Source organism: Massilia sp. GCM10023247, from assembly GCF_042653325.1.
Classification (GTDB): domain Bacteria; phylum Pseudomonadota; class Gammaproteobacteria; order Burkholderiales; family Burkholderiaceae_D; genus Telluria.
Genome location: NZ_JBHSIB010000023.1, coordinates 136,703 through 157,755, shown reverse-complemented (window position 1 = coordinate 157,755; position 21,053 = coordinate 136,703). Strand labels below are relative to the sequence as shown.

Annotated in this window: 16 protein-coding genes; 11 read left to right on the top strand and 5 right to left on the bottom strand. The window is 63.1% G+C overall.

Annotation, left to right across the window (positions count from 1 at the left end; all coding sequences use genetic code 11):
- Positions 1-21 precede the first annotated feature (21 nt).
- Positions 22-486, top strand: coding sequence for a VOC family protein (locus ACFPAH_RS19080; RefSeq protein WP_379748454.1), 465 nt, complete (start codon positions 22-24; stop codon positions 484-486).
- 65 nt (positions 487-551) lie between these two features.
- On the opposite strand, the gene ACFPAH_RS19075 is transcribed toward ACFPAH_RS19080, so the two are convergent.
- Positions 552-1,124, bottom strand: a complete 573-nt coding sequence (locus tag ACFPAH_RS19075; protein WP_379748452.1) for a manganese efflux pump MntP family protein — start codon at positions 1,122-1,124, stop codon at positions 552-554.
- Positions 1,125-1,505: 381 nt separating this feature from the next.
- On the opposite strand from ACFPAH_RS19075, the gene ACFPAH_RS19070 reads away from it, so the two are divergent.
- The 4 genes from ACFPAH_RS19070 (at position 1,506) to ACFPAH_RS19055 (ending at position 7,470) form a co-directional block, all read left to right on the top strand.
- On the top strand, positions 1,506-2,426 hold the full coding sequence (locus ACFPAH_RS19070) for a pirin family protein (protein ID WP_379748450.1): 921 nt from the start codon (positions 1,506-1,508) through the stop codon (positions 2,424-2,426).
- 200 nt (positions 2,427-2,626) lie between these two features.
- The gene (locus ACFPAH_RS19065) at positions 2,627-3,532 is read left to right on the top strand and encodes a PhzF family phenazine biosynthesis protein (protein WP_379748448.1); all 906 of its coding nucleotides are present in this window, start codon (positions 2,627-2,629) and stop codon (positions 3,530-3,532) included.
- A 109-nt stretch (positions 3,533-3,641) separates the two neighbouring features.
- A complete protein-coding gene (locus tag ACFPAH_RS19060) occupies positions 3,642-4,430 on the top strand; it encodes a hypothetical protein (RefSeq protein WP_379748446.1) in 789 nt (262 codons plus the stop codon).
- A gap of 97 nt (positions 4,431-4,527) precedes the next feature.
- A complete protein-coding gene (locus tag ACFPAH_RS19055; protein WP_379748444.1) occupies positions 4,528-7,470 on the top strand; it encodes an EAL domain-containing protein in 2,943 nt (980 codons plus the stop codon).
- A 5-nt stretch (positions 7,471-7,475) separates the two neighbouring features.
- Here ACFPAH_RS19055 and ACFPAH_RS19050 read toward each other — a convergent pair whose 3' ends face one another.
- From ACFPAH_RS19050 to ACFPAH_RS19040, 3 genes are all read right to left on the bottom strand, one after another.
- Entirely contained in the window at positions 7,476-7,892 is a 417-nt protein-coding gene (locus tag ACFPAH_RS19050; RefSeq protein WP_379748442.1) for a DUF4124 domain-containing protein, read from the bottom strand.
- A gap of 138 nt (positions 7,893-8,030) precedes the next feature.
- The gene (locus tag ACFPAH_RS19045; RefSeq protein WP_379748502.1) at positions 8,031-8,414 is read right to left on the bottom strand and encodes a RidA family protein; all 384 of its coding nucleotides are present in this window, start codon (positions 8,412-8,414) and stop codon (positions 8,031-8,033) included.
- Complete coding sequence (locus ACFPAH_RS19040; RefSeq protein WP_379748440.1) at positions 8,414-9,379, bottom strand: threo-3-hydroxy-L-aspartate ammonia-lyase; 966 nt, start codon at positions 9,377-9,379, stop codon at positions 8,414-8,416. The genes ACFPAH_RS19045 and ACFPAH_RS19040 overlap by 1 nt, the downstream gene beginning before the upstream one ends.
- 954 nt (positions 9,380-10,333) lie before the next feature.
- On the opposite strand from ACFPAH_RS19040, the gene ACFPAH_RS19035 reads away from it, so the two are divergent.
- From ACFPAH_RS19035 to ACFPAH_RS19025, 3 genes are all read left to right on the top strand, one after another.
- Positions 10,334-13,537 (top strand): RHS repeat domain-containing protein, encoded by a 3,204-nt coding sequence (locus ACFPAH_RS19035; RefSeq protein ID WP_379748438.1) that lies wholly within the window; start codon positions 10,334-10,336, stop codon positions 13,535-13,537.
- A 68-nt stretch (positions 13,538-13,605) separates the two neighbouring features.
- Positions 13,606-15,552, top strand: a complete 1,947-nt coding sequence (locus ACFPAH_RS19030) for an NBR1-Ig-like domain-containing protein (protein ID WP_379748436.1) — start codon at positions 13,606-13,608, stop codon at positions 15,550-15,552.
- 38 nt (positions 15,553-15,590) lie between these two features.
- Positions 15,591-16,031, top strand: a complete 441-nt coding sequence (locus tag ACFPAH_RS19025; protein WP_379748434.1) for a hypothetical protein — start codon at positions 15,591-15,593, stop codon at positions 16,029-16,031.
- Positions 16,032-16,583: 552 nt separating this feature from the next.
- On the opposite strand, the gene ACFPAH_RS19020 is transcribed toward ACFPAH_RS19025, so the two are convergent.
- A complete protein-coding gene (locus tag ACFPAH_RS19020; protein ID WP_379748500.1) occupies positions 16,584-16,928 on the bottom strand; it encodes a helix-turn-helix domain-containing protein in 345 nt (114 codons plus the stop codon).
- Between the two features lie 132 nt (positions 16,929-17,060).
- Between ACFPAH_RS19020 and ACFPAH_RS19015 the strand changes: the two genes are divergently transcribed.
- The 3 genes from ACFPAH_RS19015 to xerC are packed head-to-tail and all read left to right on the top strand — an operon-like array spanning position 17,061 to position 21,025.
- Positions 17,061-17,426 (top strand): CHC2 zinc finger domain-containing protein, encoded by a 366-nt coding sequence (locus tag ACFPAH_RS19015; protein ID WP_379748432.1) that lies wholly within the window; start codon positions 17,061-17,063, stop codon positions 17,424-17,426.
- Complete coding sequence (locus ACFPAH_RS19010) at positions 17,427-20,018, top strand: toprim domain-containing protein (RefSeq protein WP_379748430.1); 2,592 nt, start codon at positions 17,427-17,429, stop codon at positions 20,016-20,018.
- Positions 20,015-21,025 carry a site-specific tyrosine recombinase XerC gene (xerC, locus tag ACFPAH_RS19005; protein ID WP_379748428.1) on the top strand — a complete coding sequence of 337 codons (1,011 nt, stop codon included), beginning with the start codon at positions 20,015-20,017 and terminating at the stop codon, positions 21,023-21,025. The genes ACFPAH_RS19010 and xerC overlap by 4 nt, the downstream gene beginning before the upstream one ends.
- Positions 21,026-21,053: the final 28 nt, after the last annotated feature.

Here is a 21,053-nt window from a genome sequence, read left to right as displayed (position 1 = left end):
AGGGTTTGAAAGGAAAGCGCCATGAGTTCAGAGGTCAAGCCGGTCGAAGAGGGCATGCACACCATCACCCCGCACCTGGTCTGCGCGGATTGTCACGAGGCGATCGAGTTCTACAAGAAGGCCTTCGGCGCCGTGGAAATCATGCGCTCGCCCATGCCAAACGGCAAGGTGGGCCATGCCATGCTGCGCATCGGCGACTCACCCCTGTTCCTGGCCGACGAATTCCCCGACTACGGCTCGTTCGGTCCCTTGTCCCTGAAGGGCACGCCGGTGACGATCCACCTGTCGCTGCCGAATGTCGACGAGGTGTGGGCCAATGCCACGGCGGCCGGCGCCACCGTGCGCATGGAGCTGGCCGACCAGTTCTGGGGCGACCGCTACGGCCAGCTCGACGATCCCTTCGGCCACCGCTGGTCGCTGGCGACCCACATCCGCGACGTGTCGCCCGAGGAGATCGAAGCGGCGATGAAGCGCGAGTGCGCGTGAGAAGGAACTGAGCGCGGACTGAACAGGCGCGGCTTCGCGCCGCTGCTTGTTGCTTATGCCGCGGCCTATGCCGTAGCCAGCACCACGTGGTCGTAGAGGATCAGGCTGCCGATCACGATCAGCACGATGCCGCCCAGCAACTCGGCGCGCTTGCCCACCAGGGCGCCGAGGCCACGCCCCAGCATCACGCCCAGCGTCACCATGACGAAGGTGGCAAAGCCGATCGCGGCCGCCGTGACGAGGATGTTGGCGTCGACGAAGGCCAGGCCGGCGCCGACGATCAGCGCGTCGATGCTGGTCGCCATGCCGGTCAGCGCCAGGCGCAGGAAGGAGTGGCTGCTGGGCTTTTCTTCGCCGGCCTCGGGCGCGCTGAGGCCTTCGCGCACCATGCGCAGGCCGAGCACGCCGAGCAGGACGAAGGCGATCCAGTGGTCCCAGGCTTCGACATAGGGTGCGGCGGCATTCCCGAGCGCCCAGCCGACGAGCGGGGTGAGCCCTTCGATGACGCCGAAAATGGCGCCGGTGCGCAAGGCCTCGCGCAGGTGCGGCCGCTGCAGGGCGGCGCCCTTGCCGACGGCGGCGGCAAAGGCATCGGTGGACATGGCCAGGGCAAGCGAAGCGGTGGCGAAAAGGTTCATGGTGTTGTTTGCCGGGCGCACGCAAAGGCAGGCCCGCGCGGCCCGATTGCGCGCGTGCATGCCAAAGGTCTTGCCAACCGGACGGCTGCCCGTACCACGGCACGCAGGCGCGCGCCGAGTATGTTGATACGGGAACTTCGGCGCAGTCTTGCCGGCGCGCGCATGCTGCGCTGGTGGACTGGCGGAAGCAGGCTACTCCCCAATGGAAGCGCCATTATACCTGAGCAAACGCGCCCAGGCCTCCTGCCAGCTCTGCAATAAAAGTCCTGGCGGCACCGGCGGCGCACGTGAACATTTGCACAAGACCTGTCGCCCACGTAGACTGGCTTTCCACGGCCCCGGCCGACCGCGGCCGCCCATCGACCACTCAAGGAGGACAGCTTGGAACCAGACGACATCAGCGCACTCGAGACCGTGATCGTGCCACCGACGCACGACCTGGGCGACGGCTTCCAGGTCCGGCGCGCGCTGCCGAGCCGCCAGCGCCGCATGGTCGGGCCTTTCGTTTTCCTCGACCAGATGGGCCCGCACGTATTCGATGCCGGCCGCGGCCTCGACGTGCGTCCGCACCCGCACGTCTGCCTGGCAACCGTCACCTACCTGTTCGACGGCGAGATCCTGCACCGCGACAGCCTCGGCAGCGTGCAGGCGATCCGGCCCGGCGAGGTCAACTGGATGACGGCAGGCAAGGGCATCGTTCATTCCGAGCGCACCGACAGCGTCCTGCGCCAGGGCGCCTCGAACCTGTTTGGCCTGCAATGCTGGGTGGCGCTCCCGACTCGCCATGAGGAAACCGATCCCGCCTTTGCCCACATCGAGGCCGGCGCCTTGCCCGTCATCGAAGGCGAGGGCGTCAGCGCCCGGATCGTGGCCGGCAGCTACTGGGGCAAGCGCGCGCCGGTCGCGACGCTCTCCGACATGTTCTACGTGGACGTGCGCCTCGCCGCCGGCGCGCGCATCGCCATGCCTGCGGAATACCCCGAACAGGCGCTGTACATCGTCTCGGGCCGCCTCGACCTGGGGCGCGACGGCGTGTTCGAGGCCGGCCAGCTGGTGGTGCTCAAGCGGGGTGCGCAGCTCGTGCTGGCCGCGCCCGGGCCCGGCGAGACCCGCGTGATGCTGCTGGGCGGCGAGCCGATGGACGGGCCGCGCTACCTGTCGTGGAATTTCGTGGCCAGTTCCGAGGAGCGCATCGAGCAGGCCAAGCGTGATTGGCAGGCCGGCGCGTTTCCCCGGGTGCCGGGCGAAACCGAGTTCATTCCCTTGCCCGAGCAGAAGGGCAGGCCGGTCCACTACCCCTGACCCGGCCGCCCTGACCGGGAAAAGCCGGCGCGGGCCCTGCGGCCGTGCTTGATCGCACAACAACATTATTTCGAATTATCGATGCTTTCTATTCAATTAAATTATTTCCACATGGAAATCATGAGCGCGGCGGGCGTGGCCCCTGCGTCCTGCTGCAAGGCGCAAGCCGCGCCGGTCCACGCGACCCCGGCGGTGCATCCATGAATGCCCTCGAGGTCCAGCGTATCGCCGCTTTTTCCGATGGCCTGCAGGGCGGCAACCCGGCCGGTGTCTGGATCGGCGCGGCGCTGCCCCCGGACGCGGCAATGCAGCGTGTCGCGCACGACATCGGCTATTCGGAGACGGCCTTCGCGGCACCGGTAGGCGAGGGCTGGCGCGTGCGCTATTTCTCGCCGGAGTCCGAAGTGCCGTTTTGCGGCCACGCCACCATCGCCCTCGGCGCGGCGCTCGCTGCCGCCCATGGCGAGGGCAGCTATGCGCTGGTGCTGAACGACGCCCGCATCACGGTCGAAGGCCGGCGCACGGCCGGACCCGGCGGGGCGCCGCTGGTGTCGGTTGCGCTGCAGTCGCCGCCCACGCACAGCCGCCCGGCGCCGGCCGCTGCGGTCGAGCGCGCGCTGGCGCTGTTCGGCTACCGCGCCGAGGATCTCGACCCGCGCCTCCCGCCGGCGCTGGCCCATGGCGGGGCTCCGCACCTGGTGCTGGCCTTGCGCAGCCGTGCGCTGCTGGCGGCGATGCATTACGACCTGGACGCCGGACGCGCCTTCATGCGCGAGCTGGGCATCGTGACCGTGGTGCTGGCGTGGGCGGAGAGCTCGCGCCTGTTCCACACCCGCAATCCGTTCGCCGCCGGTGGCGTCTATGAGGATCCGGCAACCGGCGCCGGCACAGCGGCGCTGGCGGGCTACCTGCGCGACCTCGGCTGGCCGCATGGCGGCGCCATCGATGTCGTCCAGGGCGAGGACATGGGCATGCGTTCGCGCCTGCACGCCGCCATCGGGCCGGACACGGGCGGATCGATCCGCGTCTCCGGCACTGCGCGGCCCTTGCAAATATTTACCACTGAAAACATTTATTGCCCAAAAGCGGGTTTTGTCAATTTGTAATGAGAGGGGGAAAAGTACTCTTACTCATCAATTAAGAATTCCTCCAAAGATTGATAATTATCAGGACAGAAGTTTTCCCGAATTAAACAAATCTTAGGAGTGAGCAGTCATGGAACTGTGCCAAGCAAACGTCACCAACGCGGCAGCGGCCGGCCTGTTCGAAGTCGCCTCGGCGCCGCAGAAAGCAGTCGAGCGCCTGCCGTTCACCATCCGCCGCGTCGAGACCGAGGATGACCTGCTCAAGGCCGTGCGTGTCCGCCATGCGGCCTACGCACGCCACGTTCCCGAGTTTGCCCGTTCGCTGGCCTTGCCGGAAGAGGCCGATTACGAGAGCGACACCATCGTCCTGCTCGCCGAATCCAAGCTCGACGGCACGGAGCTGGGCACGGCCCGCATCCGCACCAATATCCACCACCCCCTGCACATCGAGGAATCGGTGATGCTGCCGCAGTGGCTGCAAGGGCGCCGCCTTGGCGAAGTCGAACGGCTGGGCGTGAGCCAGGGACGGATCGGCCATGTCGTCAAGGTCGCGCTGGTCAAGGCGTTTTTCGAGTTCTTCGAAAAGAACGACCTCGAGTGGGCCGTCATCTCCGGCCGCGCCCCGGTCGACCGCCAGTATGAGCAGCTGTTGTTTACCGATGTGTTCGCCGACAAGGAAATGGTGCCGCTGCGTCACATCGGCAATATCCCGCACCGCATCATGGCCTTCGAAATCGCCACCGGCGAGACGCGCTGGCGCGAGGCCGCCCATCCGCTGCTCAAATTTTTCCGCCAGACGCACCATCCGGACATCGACGTCGGCCCGAAGGCTGCACCGCGCCTGCATGCTGGGCGTGTTCCGCAACATGCACCGGCGGCTTCCAGCGGCTTCTCCATGCGCGAACTGGCCCTCGCCTGAAGTAGATATTGCATGACGGCATTTCTTTAAAGCTGTATCCTTGCGCCTTATCAGGCCGCGGTGAATCGCGGCCCTTGTAGTTCGCTCGATATCGCCTATGCCAAACCCTACCGTTCACCAGCGCAGTTCTCCCTCGTCCGCGGCCAACGTGGTCCTGGAGGAGGTGGTGCGGGTGTTCGCGTATTACCTGATTCCGATCGGGATCGGCCTGTTCTCCTTTGTTGCACTGTTGTTTTGGCACAACCAATACAAGGTCAGCGAACCGGCATCGCTGCCCTTGAAGGTGCTGGTGCAGGAAGAGGGGGCGGTGCTGACGCCCGCCCAGGCACTGGCCCGCCTTGCTTCCGCGACGGCCGTCGCCCGCTACGACACCAATCTCAGCAGCAAGCCCATCTGGTTCAGCTTTGCGCCCGTGCCGGGGCCGGCCGGTCAGGACGTCATCGAATTCCCGTCCCGCCACTCCTTGTCGATCCGCTGCTGGGATGCGGCGGGCCTGCGGCCGCTGGGCGAGGCCAGCCGCGCCAGTGCCCACGGCGCGATCGAGGCCGTCAAGGCGGGCTTTGCGCTGAACATGGCGCGCCTCCCGGCGCAGTTGCTGTGCAACGGCACCTTCGCCGGCCCGGCGCAGGTAAGCGTGCTGCAATGGCCGGCACAACAATTTGCATCCTCGGTGGAGCAGTACCATCGCAAGTCGGGCCTGCTCGACGGCGGCATGATCGTGCTCGCGCTGTTCGTCCTCCTCACGGCGCTGATCAATCGCCAGCCCCTGTACGTGCTGTTTTCGGGCTGGCTGATCCTGAACCTGCGGGTCGGCGCGCTGTCGGCCGGATGGGACATCCAGTGGCTGGGACAGACGATCCCCGCTGACCTGCTTCTGCTGTCCCGCTCGGTGACGCTGACCTTGTACGGCATCGCCACCCTTGCCCTGTACCAGAACCTGCTGCGCACCAGCCTCGAGGATTTGCGCTATGGCGCGGCGATGCGCTTCATGCAGTCGCTCGCGCTGCCCTTGCTGGCGTGCGCGATACTGTTGCCCTATCACGTCTACCTGCCTGTCCTGTGGGTCACCTGCGCCTGCTGCCTCGCAATCATGATCGCAGGCATGTTCAAGGTCATCGTCGAGTCGCGCAACCGCGTTGCCAGCTGGTTTGCCGCTGCCTTCGCGCTGGCGGTCGTCGCCACGCTGGTCGAGATCGTTTCGGCAGCGCTCGGCATGCATGAGGTGGTCGGCTTCGTCAACAGCGTCACCGCCGCGCTCGCGTCGAGCCTGCTGGCCGCGCTGGCGGTAGCCGAGCAGATGCGTGCCGAGACGGAACAACGCGAGGAAGCCCAGCGCAAGCTCGAGCATGCCTACGAGGCCATGCCAGTCGGCTTGTTCACGCTGGATATGTCCGGCCACTTCCAGAGTGCCAATCCGGCGCTGCAAAAGATGCTGGGGGTGATGCGCTTCCTGCCGGGCCGCACCGCCTGGCACGACTTCTTCGACCAAAGCGTGTGGAAAGAATTGCATGAGCAGGTGCACGGCCGCGCCGACGCCGAACTCGAGATTGCCAATCACGAAGGCACGCGCCGCTTCCTGGTCAGTGCCACGCTCGCGCGCGGCCGGATCGAAGGCGTGCTGCAGGATATCACCGAGAAGTACAAGGCTACCGAGCAACTGCGCTTCATGGCCGACCACGATCCGCTCACCAAGGTATTCAACCGGCGCGGGATCGAGAAGATGTTCGAGGAGGCCGCGGTGTCGCTGGCCACGGGCAAGCCGATGGCGCTGGCATATATCGACCTCGACCGCTTCAAGCTGATCAACGACCTGTTCGGCCATGCCGCCGGCGACGAAGTGCTCAAGCAGGTATGCGAGCGCATCTCCATGACCCTGACCGGCACCCAGCGGCTCGGGCGTGTCGGCGGCGACGAGTTCGTCATCGTCATGCCGGACACGCCGATCCCGCTGGCTTCCCTGATCTGCCGTGGCATCGTCGAGCGGATCGGCGGCGTCGCCTACCGGGTCGGCGACAAGGCCTTCCAGGTGCGCGGCTCGGTCGGCCTGATCGAAGTATCGACCGGCATGCCGATGCGCGACGTGATCTCGACCGCCGACCGCGCCTGCCGCCAAGCCAAGGAGGCCAGCGACGGCCTGGTGATCTACGAGCGCAACGCCTCGGCCTTCCATGAACGCGAAGCCGAACTGAACCTGGTGGCCAAGCTGCAGGGCCCGAACGCGACCGACGGCCTGTTCATCGAGATGCAGCCGATCATGTCGCTCAAGACCCCGCGCGACTCGCTCAACTTCGAGGTGCTGCTGCGCATGCGCGGGCCCGACGGACGCGTGATGCCGGCCGGCCCGCTGATCGGGGCGGCCGAGAAAAGCGGGCGGGCAGGGGTGATCGACCGCTGGGTCCTGACCACGACCCTGGGCTGGATCGCCGAGCACATCACGCGCCTGCCGAATACCCGTTTCGTGTGCATGAACCTGTCGGGCGCCTCGCTCAACGACGAGCGTTTCGTGGCCGACACGCTCGAGATCCTGGCGCGCCACGTGCACGTGGCCAGCCGCCTGTGCGTCGAGATCACCGAGAGCGTGGCCTTGCACGACCTCGACAACACGCGCCGCTTCATCGACCAGGTGCGCAATTTCGGCGTGAAGGTCGCGCTCGACGACTTCGGCGCCGGCTACACCTCGTTCTCCTACCTGAAGGAACTGCCGGCCGACGTGCTGAAAATCGACGGCAACTTCATCGTCAACATCAACGCCCACCCGGCCAACGTGGCGATCGTCGAGGCGATCGTCAACCTGGCGGTGAACCTGGGGATGAAGACGATCGCCGAATGGGCCGAGGACGCGGCCACCGTGCAGACCCTGGCCGAGATCGGCGTCGACTACGTGCAGGGCTGGGCGGTGGCGCGCTCGCTGCCGCCGGAAAACATGCTCACGGCAAGCTCGTCGGCCAGCTTCATCCAGGACAGGGAGTTGCTGGAACTGCTGCCCACCCTGGGGAATGGCGCCGCGCTCGACCTGCTCGGGATGATGCGGCTCCCCTGAGGGGCTTACTGGATCGTCGCCAGTTGCGGACGCGGGTGGCGGTCGGCATCGATCAGCATCAACTGCGCGCGCGCGGCCTTGAGCGTGGCGACGTCGCGCGCCAGCGGCCGGTCGCGGTTGGCCATGCGCGGGCGCCAGTCCTGCTGGCGCAGCATGGCGGGCGAGGCGTCGTAGCGCTGCGCGGCGGACGGCTGGCCGGCGGCGCTCTCGGGGCCTGACGCGGACGCAGGCTCGGCAGCTGCCACGACCAGCAGGCGCGTCGCGCGTTCACCGCTTGCGCAGGGCTGGTCGGTCAGCGTCACATGGCCGCTGGCATCGACGCATTTCATGATTTCGGAACCCGCCAGCGCGGCGGGAGTCGCGGCAAGGGCCGCGAGGGCGAGGGCTAACTGCGAACTCAGCTGAGAGGCCAGGCGCTTCATGGTCACCTCCATCGATACGATGGAACCATTGTCACGGCCGTGGCCGCCTCACTCTGTTCGGTGCCACACTGTTCACAAACATTGTCAAAAAAACCACTGTTGGGCTAGCTCTTCAGCCCACGGCGGGCGCTTGCGTGGCTAGCTTTGCGGCTGCGGCCGCTGCGCGACCAGCTGCACCTCGACCAGGAAGCCGTAGTGCAGGCCCGGGACCGGCACCACGGCCCGCGCCGGCCTGTGCGCGCCGAACACGCCGGCATAGATGCCGTTGAAGGCCGGCCAGTGCTCGACGCCGGCGATATAGGCCGTGCACTGGACCACGTCCTGGAAGCCGCAGCCGGCCGCGCGCAGCACCTGTTCGCACTGCGCGAAGACGGAGGCGCACTGGGCCTCGAAGCCGGCCTCCGGTCCGACCTGGTCGCGCGCCGGCAGGATGCCCGACACGAACACCAGGCCGCCGGCCGCTACCGCCTGCGAATAATGCCCGCCGGGCGCCGGCAGCTCGGGCGACTGGATCAACTCCATCACGCCACCAGCGCCGCGAAGCGCGACAGGTCGACGTTGCCGCCGCTGATCAGGATGCCCACGCGCTTGCCGGCGACCGGGTATGCGCCATGCATGGCGGCCGCGGCGCCCAGGCAGCCGGTCGGCTCGACCACCATCTTCATGCGCTCGGCGAAGAACTTCATGGTGTCGACCAGCTGGGCGTCGCTGACGGTGACGATGTCGTCGACGCGGCGGCGGATCACCTCGAAATTGTGCTGGCCGACGTGGGTGACCATGGCGCCGTCGGCGATCGTCTGCGGCACGCCGATGTGGACGATCTCGCCGCGGCGCAACGACTGGCGGCCGTCGTCGCCGGCTTCCGGCTCGACGCCGATGACCTTGCAGCCCGGTGACAGCCCGGCCGCCGCCAGCGCGCTGCCGGCCAGCAGGCCGCCGCCGCCGAGCGGCACCAGCAGCACGTCCAGCGGGCCCACGTCCTGGAACAATTCCAGCGCCGCCGTGCCCTGGCCGCAGATCACGTCCAGGTGGTCGTAGGGCGGAATCAGGGTCATGCCGCGCTCCGTGGCCAGGCGCAGGCCGATCTCCTCGCGGTTCTCGGTATAGCGGTCGTAGAAGATCACTTCGCCGCCGTATTCCCGGGTCGCCTGCACCTTCAGGGCAGGAGCGTCCTGCGGCATGATGATGGTGGCGCGGATGCCGGCCAGGCGCGCCGACAGCGCGATCGCCTGCGCGTGGTTGCCGGACGAGAAGGTCAGCACGCCGGCGGCGCGCTGGGCGTCGGAAAAGCGCGCGATGGCGTTATACGCGCCGCGAAATTTGAAGGCGCCCATGCGCTGGTAGTTCTCGCATTTGAAGAACAGGCGGGCATCGAGGCGGGCGTCGGCGGTGCTGGAAGTGAGCACCGGGGTGCGGTGGGCGGCGCCCTGGATGCGGGCGGCGGCCTGTTCGACGTCGCTGAATTGCAGGGTGGCGGTATCTGGCATGGGCTATGTGTTTGGTAAGTTATCTCTACGGTGAGGGGCGCGGAAGTTTCCGAGGTTCAACCGTGTGGGTGAAAGAATTGTCGCCGCGGATCTTTCGCCGTGACAATTCGATAGTATTGCCGAAAAAAAGAGCTATATCCTGATGATCTATCTCAGCCGTATCGAGTAATCTCCATCGAGGATACTGAACATGCAGAGTTTGCGGATTCCCCTTCAACAAAGCGGTCGACTCCGCCACTTCGCTTTCGGCTGGGCGTTCCTGACACTCGCGACCGCGACAATGCGGACACGACGATCTATGCCGAGCAGGCGAAGCTCTTTAGGGCGGCCAGAGCTGTAACAACACTCGGGCCTGATCTCCTTGGCGATAAGGTCAATCTGTACACGGGCTCACTGGAGTTTGTGCAGACGGACCTTGCCTTGCCGGGTAACAGCACACTGCCGGTCAGTATAGGACGCAGGCTGGTGACTGGACAAGAGCCAGGGTCTAACCGGCATTTCGGGAACTGGGATATCGAGATTCCCCATCTCCACGGTATTTTTCCGGTCAATTATTCATGGACGCCTCGCAGCGGACAGCCCGCCTCGCGCTGTTCGTCTTACAGCAAACCACCGGATGTGATAGGGATGTCGGGCTCGGGTTGGTTGGCCGACGAATACTGGCACGGCAATTTTCTGTACGTCCCAGGTGCGGGCGACCAGGAAATGCTGAGCCGATCTCCGGCCTACGCCGAAACGCCTGGGAATGTTGCAAGTTCGACATACCCGATTGTTACTCGTAACGGTTGGCAGATCAAGTGCTTGCCGTCACTGGATCCACGAAACGGGGCTACGGGCGAAGCCTTCCTTGCTGTGTCACCGGACGGGACGACTTACCGTTTTGATTGGCTGGTGGAGCGTCGAGCGCCTACGCTCACCAAAAGCTCTCCGGCGCCCGAGGTTCTATCCTCCCCCATGCTCGAACCAGGTTCAGGAATGTCAGCGTCAACCGGCCATGGAGAACTAGCTCCGGCGGTGGGCGAGGGATACAGTCTCACCCGCAAGGAGGTCTGGATCCTGCCAACGGTGATTACTGACCGTTTCGGCAACATAGTGACGTACACATATGACGCTACGAACAAATGGCAGTTAAAAACGATTGTCGGAACCGACGCGGCAGGTTCACCGCGCACGATTACATTGGCCTACCTGACACCTGGCTCGACAGCATCGAACCTGGTCGCTTCCATCACGGATGGCACCCGCACCTGGCGTTATACATACGACCGTAACGACTCGGGAGGAAAGCTTCAAACAGTTGTGTTGCCAGACAATTCAAGCTGGGACGTTCGCGGACTCGAGCCTCTGCTGGCAGGCATCAGCCACATCGAGGGAAGTACCGGCTCGTGCGACATTCCAAGCTCACTTGTCGAGCTTGTACGCAGCGGCTCGATGACCCATCCGTCCGGGGCGACAGGCGAGTTCGTTCTCACCCCAACGCGTCATGGTCGAGTTAACGTCGACCGCATTTGTCAGGAGTATCAGAACACCGGACAGGGGCAGGTAACCTATCCGAGATACTTCGACACTTATGCTTTAACGCGCAAAACGATCACCGGTCCGGGTATCGGCTCCCTTGAGTGGCGTACCACCTATCCGCAAGCGGCTTTCAGCTGGGCGTCATGGGATGGACAGCATGGCAGCAAGCGTGTCGAACTTGTCGACCCCTCGGGTGCCGTGACCTACCGGCACTTCGGAACCATTTTCCGGCAAACCGAAGGTCAGTTGCAGCTGACCGAAACCCTCGGAGCGAACACGATTCTGCTCCGTTCAACGCAGTTGGGATATGTCGACCCGGTGCTCCCGCGAGGAATCAGCCTCCAGCCGCGTGGCGATGGCGAAATGGCGGCTCGGGTGACGGAGGTAAATCGGCGCACGATAGCACAACAAGGTACGAATTTCGTGTGGCAGGCCGACGAGTTCAATGGTTTTGCCCAGCCCACATTAGTGACGCGTTTCAGCAGTCCAGGCTCGACGCGGACAGAACGAACCGAATTTGAAAACAATACGATGCGCTGGGTTCTGGGCCAGGTAAAGTCCATTGCTCAAGTCAATACTGCGACGAGTGCCGTCAAGGATATGGTACGACATGCCTACTTCCCGGAAACCGCGAATCTGAAGGACGTGAGGAAATTCGGTGCGTTTCAGGAGTCCCGCACCTATCACCCGGACGGGACCTTGGCGAGTGTTACGGACGGCCTGAACCAGTCAACTCGTTTCGACAACTACAAGCGCGGCATTCCGCAGAGCGTTACATTCGCGGACAACACCCGCGTCAGCGCTGTCGTCAATGACCTTGGCGGGCTTACGTCGGCAACATCTGCGTCAGGCGACACCACATCATTCGACCATGACGCGATGGGCCGCTATGCAGGCATTAACTATCCGACGGCGGACAGCGTAGCCTGGAACCGAACCGGGATCGCATTTGAAAAAGTCGCAGACCCGGAGTTTGATCTTGCTGGAGGACATTGGAAGCAGACGATTACGACAGGTACTGGCATCGAGGTAAATTATTTCGATGCATTCGGACGGCCGGTTTACAACGAACGGTGGGACGACGCGGATCGTAATGCAACACAGCGCCTGGTCAGGAGAACGTACGACTTTACCGGGCGCTTGGTCTTCGAGTCGTATCCAGCGCGCACTTACGGCGAAGCGGGCAATGGCGTTTATTACGAGTTCGATGCTCTCGGCCGCCGAACTTCGACTGCCTTTGACAGTGAGCTAGGACGTCTTGCCGAGTCCTACTCCTATAGCTCGACAAGTTTTCAAAAAATACACACCAACGCGCGAGGATATGCGAGCACCTACAGCTTTCAGACCTTTGATGAGCCGGGCGAAGATGTAGTGAAGAAAATTCTCGCTCCTGAAGGTGTAAGCGTCGACATTGCACGCGATATCTTTGGCAAGCCCCTCTCGGTAACCCGACGCGGCGGGACCAAGAGCCTGAAGCGAAGCTTTGTGTACGATAGCGTGGAGCGGCTGTTCAAAATTGTCGAACCAGAAGGCGGCGCAACGGTTCAGGCTTACGACGCGGCCCATAATGTCAGTTGGCGAGCAACCGGCTCGTCACTGACATCGACTACCGCCTGTGGCACTACCAGCGTCCCCTCGGCTACCAAAACGGTCTTCGGATACGACGCCCGAAACCGCCTTCGAACGACTACTTATGGCGACAATAGCCCTGGTGTAACTCGCACGTATACTGCCGACGGCCTGCTTGCCACGGTCTTGTCGAATGGTGCGCTGTGGGAGTACGAGTACAACAAACGCCAGATGGGCTGGCTCGAGAAGTTGACCTATGGGGGCAGTATTTATCATATCGTCCGCACGTATGATGCAAATGGCTCGCTGGCCCAGCTTGACTATCCGTTCGATGAGGTGAGTCTGACCTATCGTCCGAACGCGCTTGGCGAAGCGCGTAAGGTCGGCGGTTACGCCACGGGTATTGAATATCATCCGAGCGGTGCGGTGAAAGCCTTCGTGTACGGCAATGGCATTCGCCGGTCGCTCTCGCAGCACATTCGCGGCCTGCCAAAGCAGACGATCGACATGGGCGTGTTCGATGAGACCTACTCTTACGATGCCAACGGTAACCCATCGCAAATCAGCGACAATCTGCAGAATTTGGCAACGCGAACCATTGGCTATGATGCCTTGGATCGACTGCGTACCGTTTCGGCACCCAACCTCTGGGGGAACGCAACCTACAATTACGACGCGCTAGACAACCTGATATCGAGCACGATCAGTGGCGGGGCCAATGCTCGCACCTTGACGCACACGATCAATTCGACGACGAATCGCCTGGACACGATCTCCGGAGGACCGGCCGCCTTCAACTTCAGCTATCTCTACGATGCGCAGGGCAACATCACTCGGCGCGGCAACCAAACCTACACGTTTGACCAGGCCAACCGCATGACATCAGCGGGCGGCCTGGCCACTTATTCCTACGATGGGCTGGGTCGCCGGATCAGTACCGTCGGTGCCGACCAGGTCAACAGGATCCAGATCTACACGCAGGAGGGCAAGCTACTTTATTCCGGGCCCACTGGGGGTGTCGCCACGAAGTATATCTACCTGAACAACCATGTCATCGCGGAGGTGAAATAATGCGCGTGCCCTGCGTTGCTTGGCCTTTCAGGTCCGTCAGAACAAGCTGCCTGCGTCTGGTGCTGAGTTTGGTCACCTTGTTCGCGCTTGCCTTGAGCACCCCCGGCCTGGCGCAGAGTGTGCCAAGCACAAACGTACCGACAGCTGTCCCGCCGCCGCCGGACCCAGGCGATGAACCGCCGTACAACGATGCCATGTTCCTTCGGCGGTTCGTGCCCTCGACGATGGTGACAAATAGCGTGCACGAGGTCTCCGTGACTGTGCAGAACTATGGCACAACTGTTTGGGATCCTTACACAGGCTACACCCTGGGCTCGCTCAGTCCTCAGGATAACTGGATATGGGGCAACTCGCGTATCGCCTTACGGCAAAGTGTCGCGCCCGGGGAAACCGTCACCATCAATTTCCAGGCAAGAGCTCCCTCGACGCCGGGCTCCTATACTTTCCAGTGGGGAATGCTGCAGGAAGGTGTTGCATGGTTTGGCAATGCGAGCATGGCGGCTACGGTCACAGTGCGGGAACCCCTGAACAACGCGGCGCCGACAGGCCAGAGTGCAACTGCACAGATGGAGACGGGCAAAGCCTATAACGTCTCGGTCACGATGTACAACAACGGCGAGTCGACCTGGACCCGCGCACAGCAATACACCCTGATGGCGCAAAGCCCGCACAACAATATGACCTGGGGCCTCAACCGGGTTGCATTGCCGTTCGACAGTGTGGCACCGGGTGAGAGTGCGACCTTTAACTTCCAGGTCATTGCACCTAGCGTTCCGGGGAGCTACGCCTTCCAATGGGGAATGCAGCGCGAAGGCTACGGTTCGTTCGGGCCCGGCACGACGCCGATCACAATCAACGTCGTTGCGCCACCACCGTTGGTAAACAATGCTGAGGTTGTCGGTATCGCGGTGCCTGCACGCATGCAGACAGGGCAGCGCTACAACATATCGGTGACGATGAAAAACAGCGGCACCAAGAGTTGGGCTGCCGGCACCTTACATCGACTTGGCGCAGCCAGCGGGTATGACAATATGTGGGGCTTGGGAAGGGTCGAATTAGCAACCCCCGTAGCTCCTGGACAGCAGTACACGTTCTCCTTCCAAGTCATTGCTCCAGTGCCTGACAGCTATGACATGCAATGGCGAATGGTGCAGGACGGGGTCGAGTGGTTCGGTGCGTATGCTGGCAGCCAGGTGACCGTGACCGAAGACCTGAGCCGCGTTACCTTCATCCACACGGATGCGCTGGGCAGTCCGATCGCGCGCACCGATGGCGCCGGTAACGTAATCAGTCGCACGCGCTACGAACCCTACGGTTACGCTGCAAGCGGAGCAATGCCGACCATCGGCTTCACAGGACACGTGAACGACGCAGATACCGGGCTGACCTACATGCAGCAGCGGTATTATGATCCGATTGCGGGGCGGTTTTTGAGCATTGATCCGGTGGTGACAGATGCGAATACGGGAAGCAGTTTCAATCGTTACAGTTACGCGAACAATAACCCATATTATTATTTCGACCTTGATGGACGCTCAAGTACACCGGTTGAAGATCCCTTCGTGCCGACCCCGCCACCTCCGAAAACAATAACTCCATTAATATTCCCTCCGTTGCCAGGTATGCCGCCTATAGTTTCAGGCGGGACAGTCCCTTTCCCGATGCCCGCAGGACCAGTAGCTACAGTGCCCGTTGTTGGCGGGAAACTAAACGCGGCCTTCGAAGCTTGGAAGCTCCAGGAAGCATTAAAACAAATTTATTCTAATTCGTGGGTAGGGAAGCTGGATTCCACTCTGTCAGTAATGCTGAATCGGATAAAGGATCGCCCAAATGAAGGACCTCCGGGTGAATGGATTGATGGGAAGAATGGATCTCGAAAATATGGTCCAGACGGCAAGCCTGAGCTTGATCTTGATAAGCCACATCAAGGACATGAAAGACCGCATGTTCATGAGTGGGATAAGAATGGGCGCGAGCACCCTGGTCGTGATTATTCACCATGGCCGCGTCAATAGTGTCTAGGACCTGCTTTCGATAAATTTGGAGTTTCAGAATGAGAGATTTTGCTCAATATATTGAATGTTATATAACAACGGTAGCGATTGGCTCATTGCGGGATCGCCAGAATGTGACACTTACTATTGTCGACCACCAAGGCGGCATTCACGACCTGATCGCGGAGTCAGTGGATTATTTCACACTTGATGCAATGCGATTGAGGAATATAATTGAAACTATTTCGCTATATGACGACGTCAATTTTGCGGCGTGTACGGCTGATATCCGGAAGAAAATCTTTTATTTACTCCAAGGCCGAGAGCTCGATGATAAAGGCGAGGGCGTTTTGTCCGAGATGATTTCAAAATTAACGGAGGATATAGCCTGCGGTCGAAAAGTTCTACTGGAGATCGTTTCGCTATACGGCGCAGATGTGTTATTGCTCAGTGAGAAAGTGTCGGTTGTGAAACATGATTTTCCCTTGGGCGAATCATAGGAGCATGCACGGCATCGTGTACGAAGTCGTACACTAACTCGTACACGATTTCATAAACGGCCTATCCACTAACTGCTGGACAGGATGAGAAATGTATGGGTCATTGGTCAAAAGAGCGAGAGCGGGGGCAAGTCTGACATTCGGACTCGACCTCTGCCTTAATCCACACCTCCGTTTTACTGAGCGCGGCTTATGCTTTTAGCCTTGGGCGGTTTTGACTCCGACTCAGTCAACGTAATGGCTCACTGCAACATCAACGACAACGTACACTCCAACGTACACGGCAACGTACACGATTAAGGGTAGCTTCATCGAGGACAGGATGAGAAACGTATCGCCACGACGAGTCGTGGCGATACGGCACCGCGCAGCGTTCGGTGGCACAGCCCCCATCACGCCGCGCAGCTTTTCTTGGAACTCAGAGCTATGCCCCGATACCCCTATCGTGGGCGGTAGAAATCACTCTTCTTTTTAAACAAAAAAAGCCACTCCCTCCGGTGTCCCGGATGCGAGTGGCTTCTTCTTTTTTAGCCGCTAAAAAGGCGGTTCGTCTTAGCTGCTCAAGTTGCCCACCATCTGCTTGGTCTGGAACTTGATGATCATCCCGTCGAGCAGCGCCTTGACGATCTTGCGCTCTTCCTCGGGGAATTGGGACACCGCCTCGAACTGCAGGCGCAGGTCGTCCGATGGGCCACGCTCGCCTTCACCGAACACCAGGTCATCGAGGCTGACGCGCAGCACCTTGGCTAGCCGGATCAGGGCGTCTAAGGTTGGTTGCGCCGTCCCCGCCTCGTAGCGCCGGATCTGATTGACATGCAGCTCGGCGGCGGCGGCCACCCCTTGCTGCGTGAAGCCGAGCGTCTTACGTAGTTGAATCAATCGTGCAGGGAAGTGCATGGGGAGGAACCACAGTGTGAGCGATTGCATACTTTAACCCCCGACTTTTGAAATGATTGACACATACACAGTATAAGGTATTAAAATAAAACACGTAAAGGGCATTGACAGTTTTTGACGAAAGGCAGATTCGTGGCACGTATTCCAGCAGAAGAGATCGAGCGGCTAAAGAAGGACATGTCGGTGCGGCAGCTGGCCGAAGCGCACGGCGTCGAGCTGGCCGGCCAGGGCGCGAACCTGATCGGGCGCTGCCCATTCCACGCCGACCGGACGCCGTCGCTGGTGATCACGCCTGAGAAAAACCTGTGGCACTGCCTGGGCGCGTGCCAGGCCGGCGGCGGGCCGATCGACTGGGTGATGCGGGCCAACGGCGTCTCGTTCCGGCACGCGGTCGAGCTGTTGCGCGCCGATTCCGCTTTAGCTGCCGGGGTGGACGTGCCGGTCAAGCTGGCGCCGCCCGTGGCGCCGAGCGCGTCCGATGGCGAGCTGCTGAACTAGGTGGTCGGGTTCTACCACCAGAGCCTGCTGGAGTCGCCCGAGGCGCTGGCCTATCTCGGCAAGCGCGGCCTGGGCGACCCGGAGCTGATCGCGCGCTTCAGGCTCGGGTACGCGAACCGCACGCTGGGCTACCGGCTGCCGGCGAAGAACGTCAAGGCCGGCGCGGACATCAAGGGCCGCCTGCAGCGGATCGGCATCCTGCGCGCCTCGGGCCATGAACACTTCAACGGCTCGATCGTGGTCCCGGTGATCGACGTCGACGGCAACGTGACCGAGGTGTACGGCCGCAAGCTGCGCGACGACCTGCGCACCGGCACGCCGCTGCACCTGTACCTGCCGGGCGCGCACAAGGGCGTATGGAACGCGGCGGCTTTGGCGCAGTTCGAGGAAGTCATCCTGTGCGAGGCGCTGATCGATGCGCTCACGTTCTGGCAGGCCGGTTTTCATAACGTGACGGCCAGCTATGGCGTCGGCGGTTTTACGTCCGACCACCTGGCCGCGTTCCAGCTGCACGGCGTGAAACGGGTCTTGATTGCTTACGACCGCGACGAAGCGGGCGACAAGGCCGCCGCGGCGCTGGCCGAGCAGCTGACTGCGGCCGGCATCGAGTGCTACCGCATCGAGTTCCCGAAAGGGATGGACGCCAACGAATATGCCCTGAAGGTGACGCCGGCCGCGAAGAGCCTGGGCATCCTGGTGCGCAAGGCGGCGTGGATGGGAAAAGGTGCGGCGCCGCAGGCCAAGGCTGGGCTGGACGTCGAGACAGTGGAACGCGTGGCTGCAGCGCCGGTGAGCGCGCCTTCCTTGGCCGCTTCGCCGGTAGCGGCCCCTGCCACTGAAACCGCCGCCGAGATCAAGGACGACGAAGTGCTGTTCACCTTCGCCGAGCGCCGCTACCGCGTGCGCGGCCTGCCGAAGAACCTGTCGCCGGAAACCCTGAAAATCAACCTGCTGGCATCAAACGGCGAAGCCTTTCACGTCGACACGCTCGACCTGTACAGCGCCAAGGGCCGCACCCACTACCTGCAGCAGGCGGCCAAGGAACTGGGCGTGCGCGACGACGTGGTCAAGCACGACCTGGGGCGCATCCTGCTGAAACTCGAAGCGCTGCAGGACGAGCGCATCCGGGCCGCGACGAAGCCGGAGCCGGCCGTGCCGGCGATGAGCGAGGCCGAGCGCGACGCCGCGCTGGCGATGCTGCGCGGCCCCGGTTTGCTCGACCGGATCGTGGCCGACTTCGACGCCTGCGGCCTGGTAGGCGAGCGGACCAATAAACTGGTGGGCTACCTGGCGGCGGTCAGCCGCAAGCTGGACCGGCCGCTGGCGATCGTGGTGCAGTCCTCGTCGGCGGCGGGCAAGTCGAGCCTGATGGACGCGGTGCTGGCGATGATCCCGCAGGAAGAGCGCATCAAGTACAGCGCGATGACCGGCCAGAGCCTGTTCTACATGGGCGAGACCAACCTGCAGCACAAGATCCTGGCGATCGTCGAAGAGGAAGGCGCGAGCCGCGCCAGCTATGCGCTGAAACTGCTGCAGTCCGAGGGGGAGCTGACGATCGCCTCGACCGGCAAGGACGCCAACAGCGGCAGCCTGATCACGCAGGAGTACCGGGTAACGGGGCCGGTGATGATCTTCCTGACGACGACCGCGATCGAGATCGACGAAGAGCTGATGAACCGCTGCATCGTGCTGACGGTGGACGAGGGGCGCGCCCAGACCGAGGCGATCCACAGCCTGCAGCGGCAGCGGCGCACGCTGGCCGGCCTGCTGGCCAGGCAGGGGAAAGATGCCGTGCTCACCCTGCACCAGAATGCGCAGCGCCTGCTGCGGCCGCTGGCGGTGGTCAATCCCTACGCCGATCAATTGACCTTCCTGTCGGATAAAACGCGCACCCGGCGCGACCACGAAAAATACCTGACGCTGATCGACACCATCGCGCTGCTGCACCAGTACCAGCGGGTGGTCAAGAGCGCGCGCGGGCCGGATGGCGCCGCGCTGGAGTACATCGAGGTGACCTTTGGCGACATCGAGCAGGCCAACCGGCTGACGCACGAGGTGCTGGGCCGCAGCCTGGACGAGCTGCCGCCGCAGACGCGGCGCCTGCTTACGCTCGTCGCCGGCATGGTCGACGCCTGCGCGGCCGCGCTCGAGCTGCCGCGCAAGGAAATCCGCTTCAGCCGCAAGGACGTGCGTGCCGCCACCGGCTGGGGAGATACCCAGCTCAAGATCCACCTGGGCCGGCTGGCCGAGCTGGAATACCTGTTGGTGCACCGGGCCGAGCGTGGGCAGGGCTATGTGTATGAGTTGCTGTATGACGGCGACGGCAGCCGGGCGCCGCACCTGTTCGGATTGCTCGACGCGGCCGCGCTGGGCGGGTATGACGGCGAGCGGTCGGGGTCGCGGAAGGCATGGTCGGCGTCCGGTCGGGCCGAGGTCGGGGCGGTGTCGGTGCCCGGCCGGGGCGTGCTGCCGCCCGCAAAGCCAGTGGCGGCGAGGGTTGCGGCGGAAGGCGAGCCATTTGCCGCTGCCGCCACGCATCCTGCGGTGAACGGCCACGCGCCAGTCGTCACCGTAACGGCGGGTGAAGCATGACGGCGCGTACTGCGAAGCCGCTGCACGCGGGCGATCCGTCGATTGCCGGCGGCTTCCACGGCCACCTGGTCGGCTTCATCGACTGGCTGCGGGCGATGCGCTACTCGGAGCACACGATCAAGACGCGTCGTATCGACCTGGGCTACTTCATCGACTGGTGCGAAGAGCGCGGCATCCGCCGGCCGGACGAGGTGACGCGGGCCATGCTGGAGCGCTACCGGCAATACGTGTTCGCCTACCGCCGGCAGCGCGACGGCCAGCCGCTGTCGTTCAACTGCCAGGGAACGCGGCTGGTGGCGGTGCGCGTGTTCTTCCGCTGGCTGACACGCCAGCATCACCTGCTGTTCAATCCGGCCGGCGAGATGGACTTGCCGAAGAAGGAGACGCGCCTGCCGCGCCATGTCTTGACCGTCGCCGAGATCGCGCAGGTCATCGACGCGGCCGGCAGCGGCGAACTGGGCCTGCGCGACCGCGCCATCCTCGAGACGCTGTACAGCACCGGCATGCGGCGCGCCGAGCTGGTGGCACTGGACCTGGCCGACGTCGACGCCGAGCGCGGCACGGTGCTGATCCGGCAGGGCAAGGGCAGGAAGGACCGCATGGTGCCGATCGGGGACCGGGCGCTGGCCTGGCTTGCCAGGTATGGCGACGAAATGCGCGCCGGCCAGGACGGCGACGCGCACGCGCTGTTCCTCTCGAAGCAGGGACTGCGGCTGACCGGCAAGCAGCTCTCGGGGATCGTCAAGAAGGCGATCGACGCGGCCGAGCTGGAGCGGGTGCAGGTGTCCGGACCGCTGAACAGTTCGTGCCATCTGTTCCGGCATGCGTGCGCCACCCACATGCTTGAGAACGGCGCCGATGTCCGCTTCATCCAGGCGCTGCTCGGGCACGCCAACCTGGGCACGACGGAGATCTACACGCGCGTGGCGATCGTCAAGCTCAAGCAGGTGCATGAGGCGACCCATCCGGCCCGACTGCACGGCCCAGGCGCCGGCGAGCAGGCGTAGAACCCTGGTCAGGCCCACAAAGCGCGCT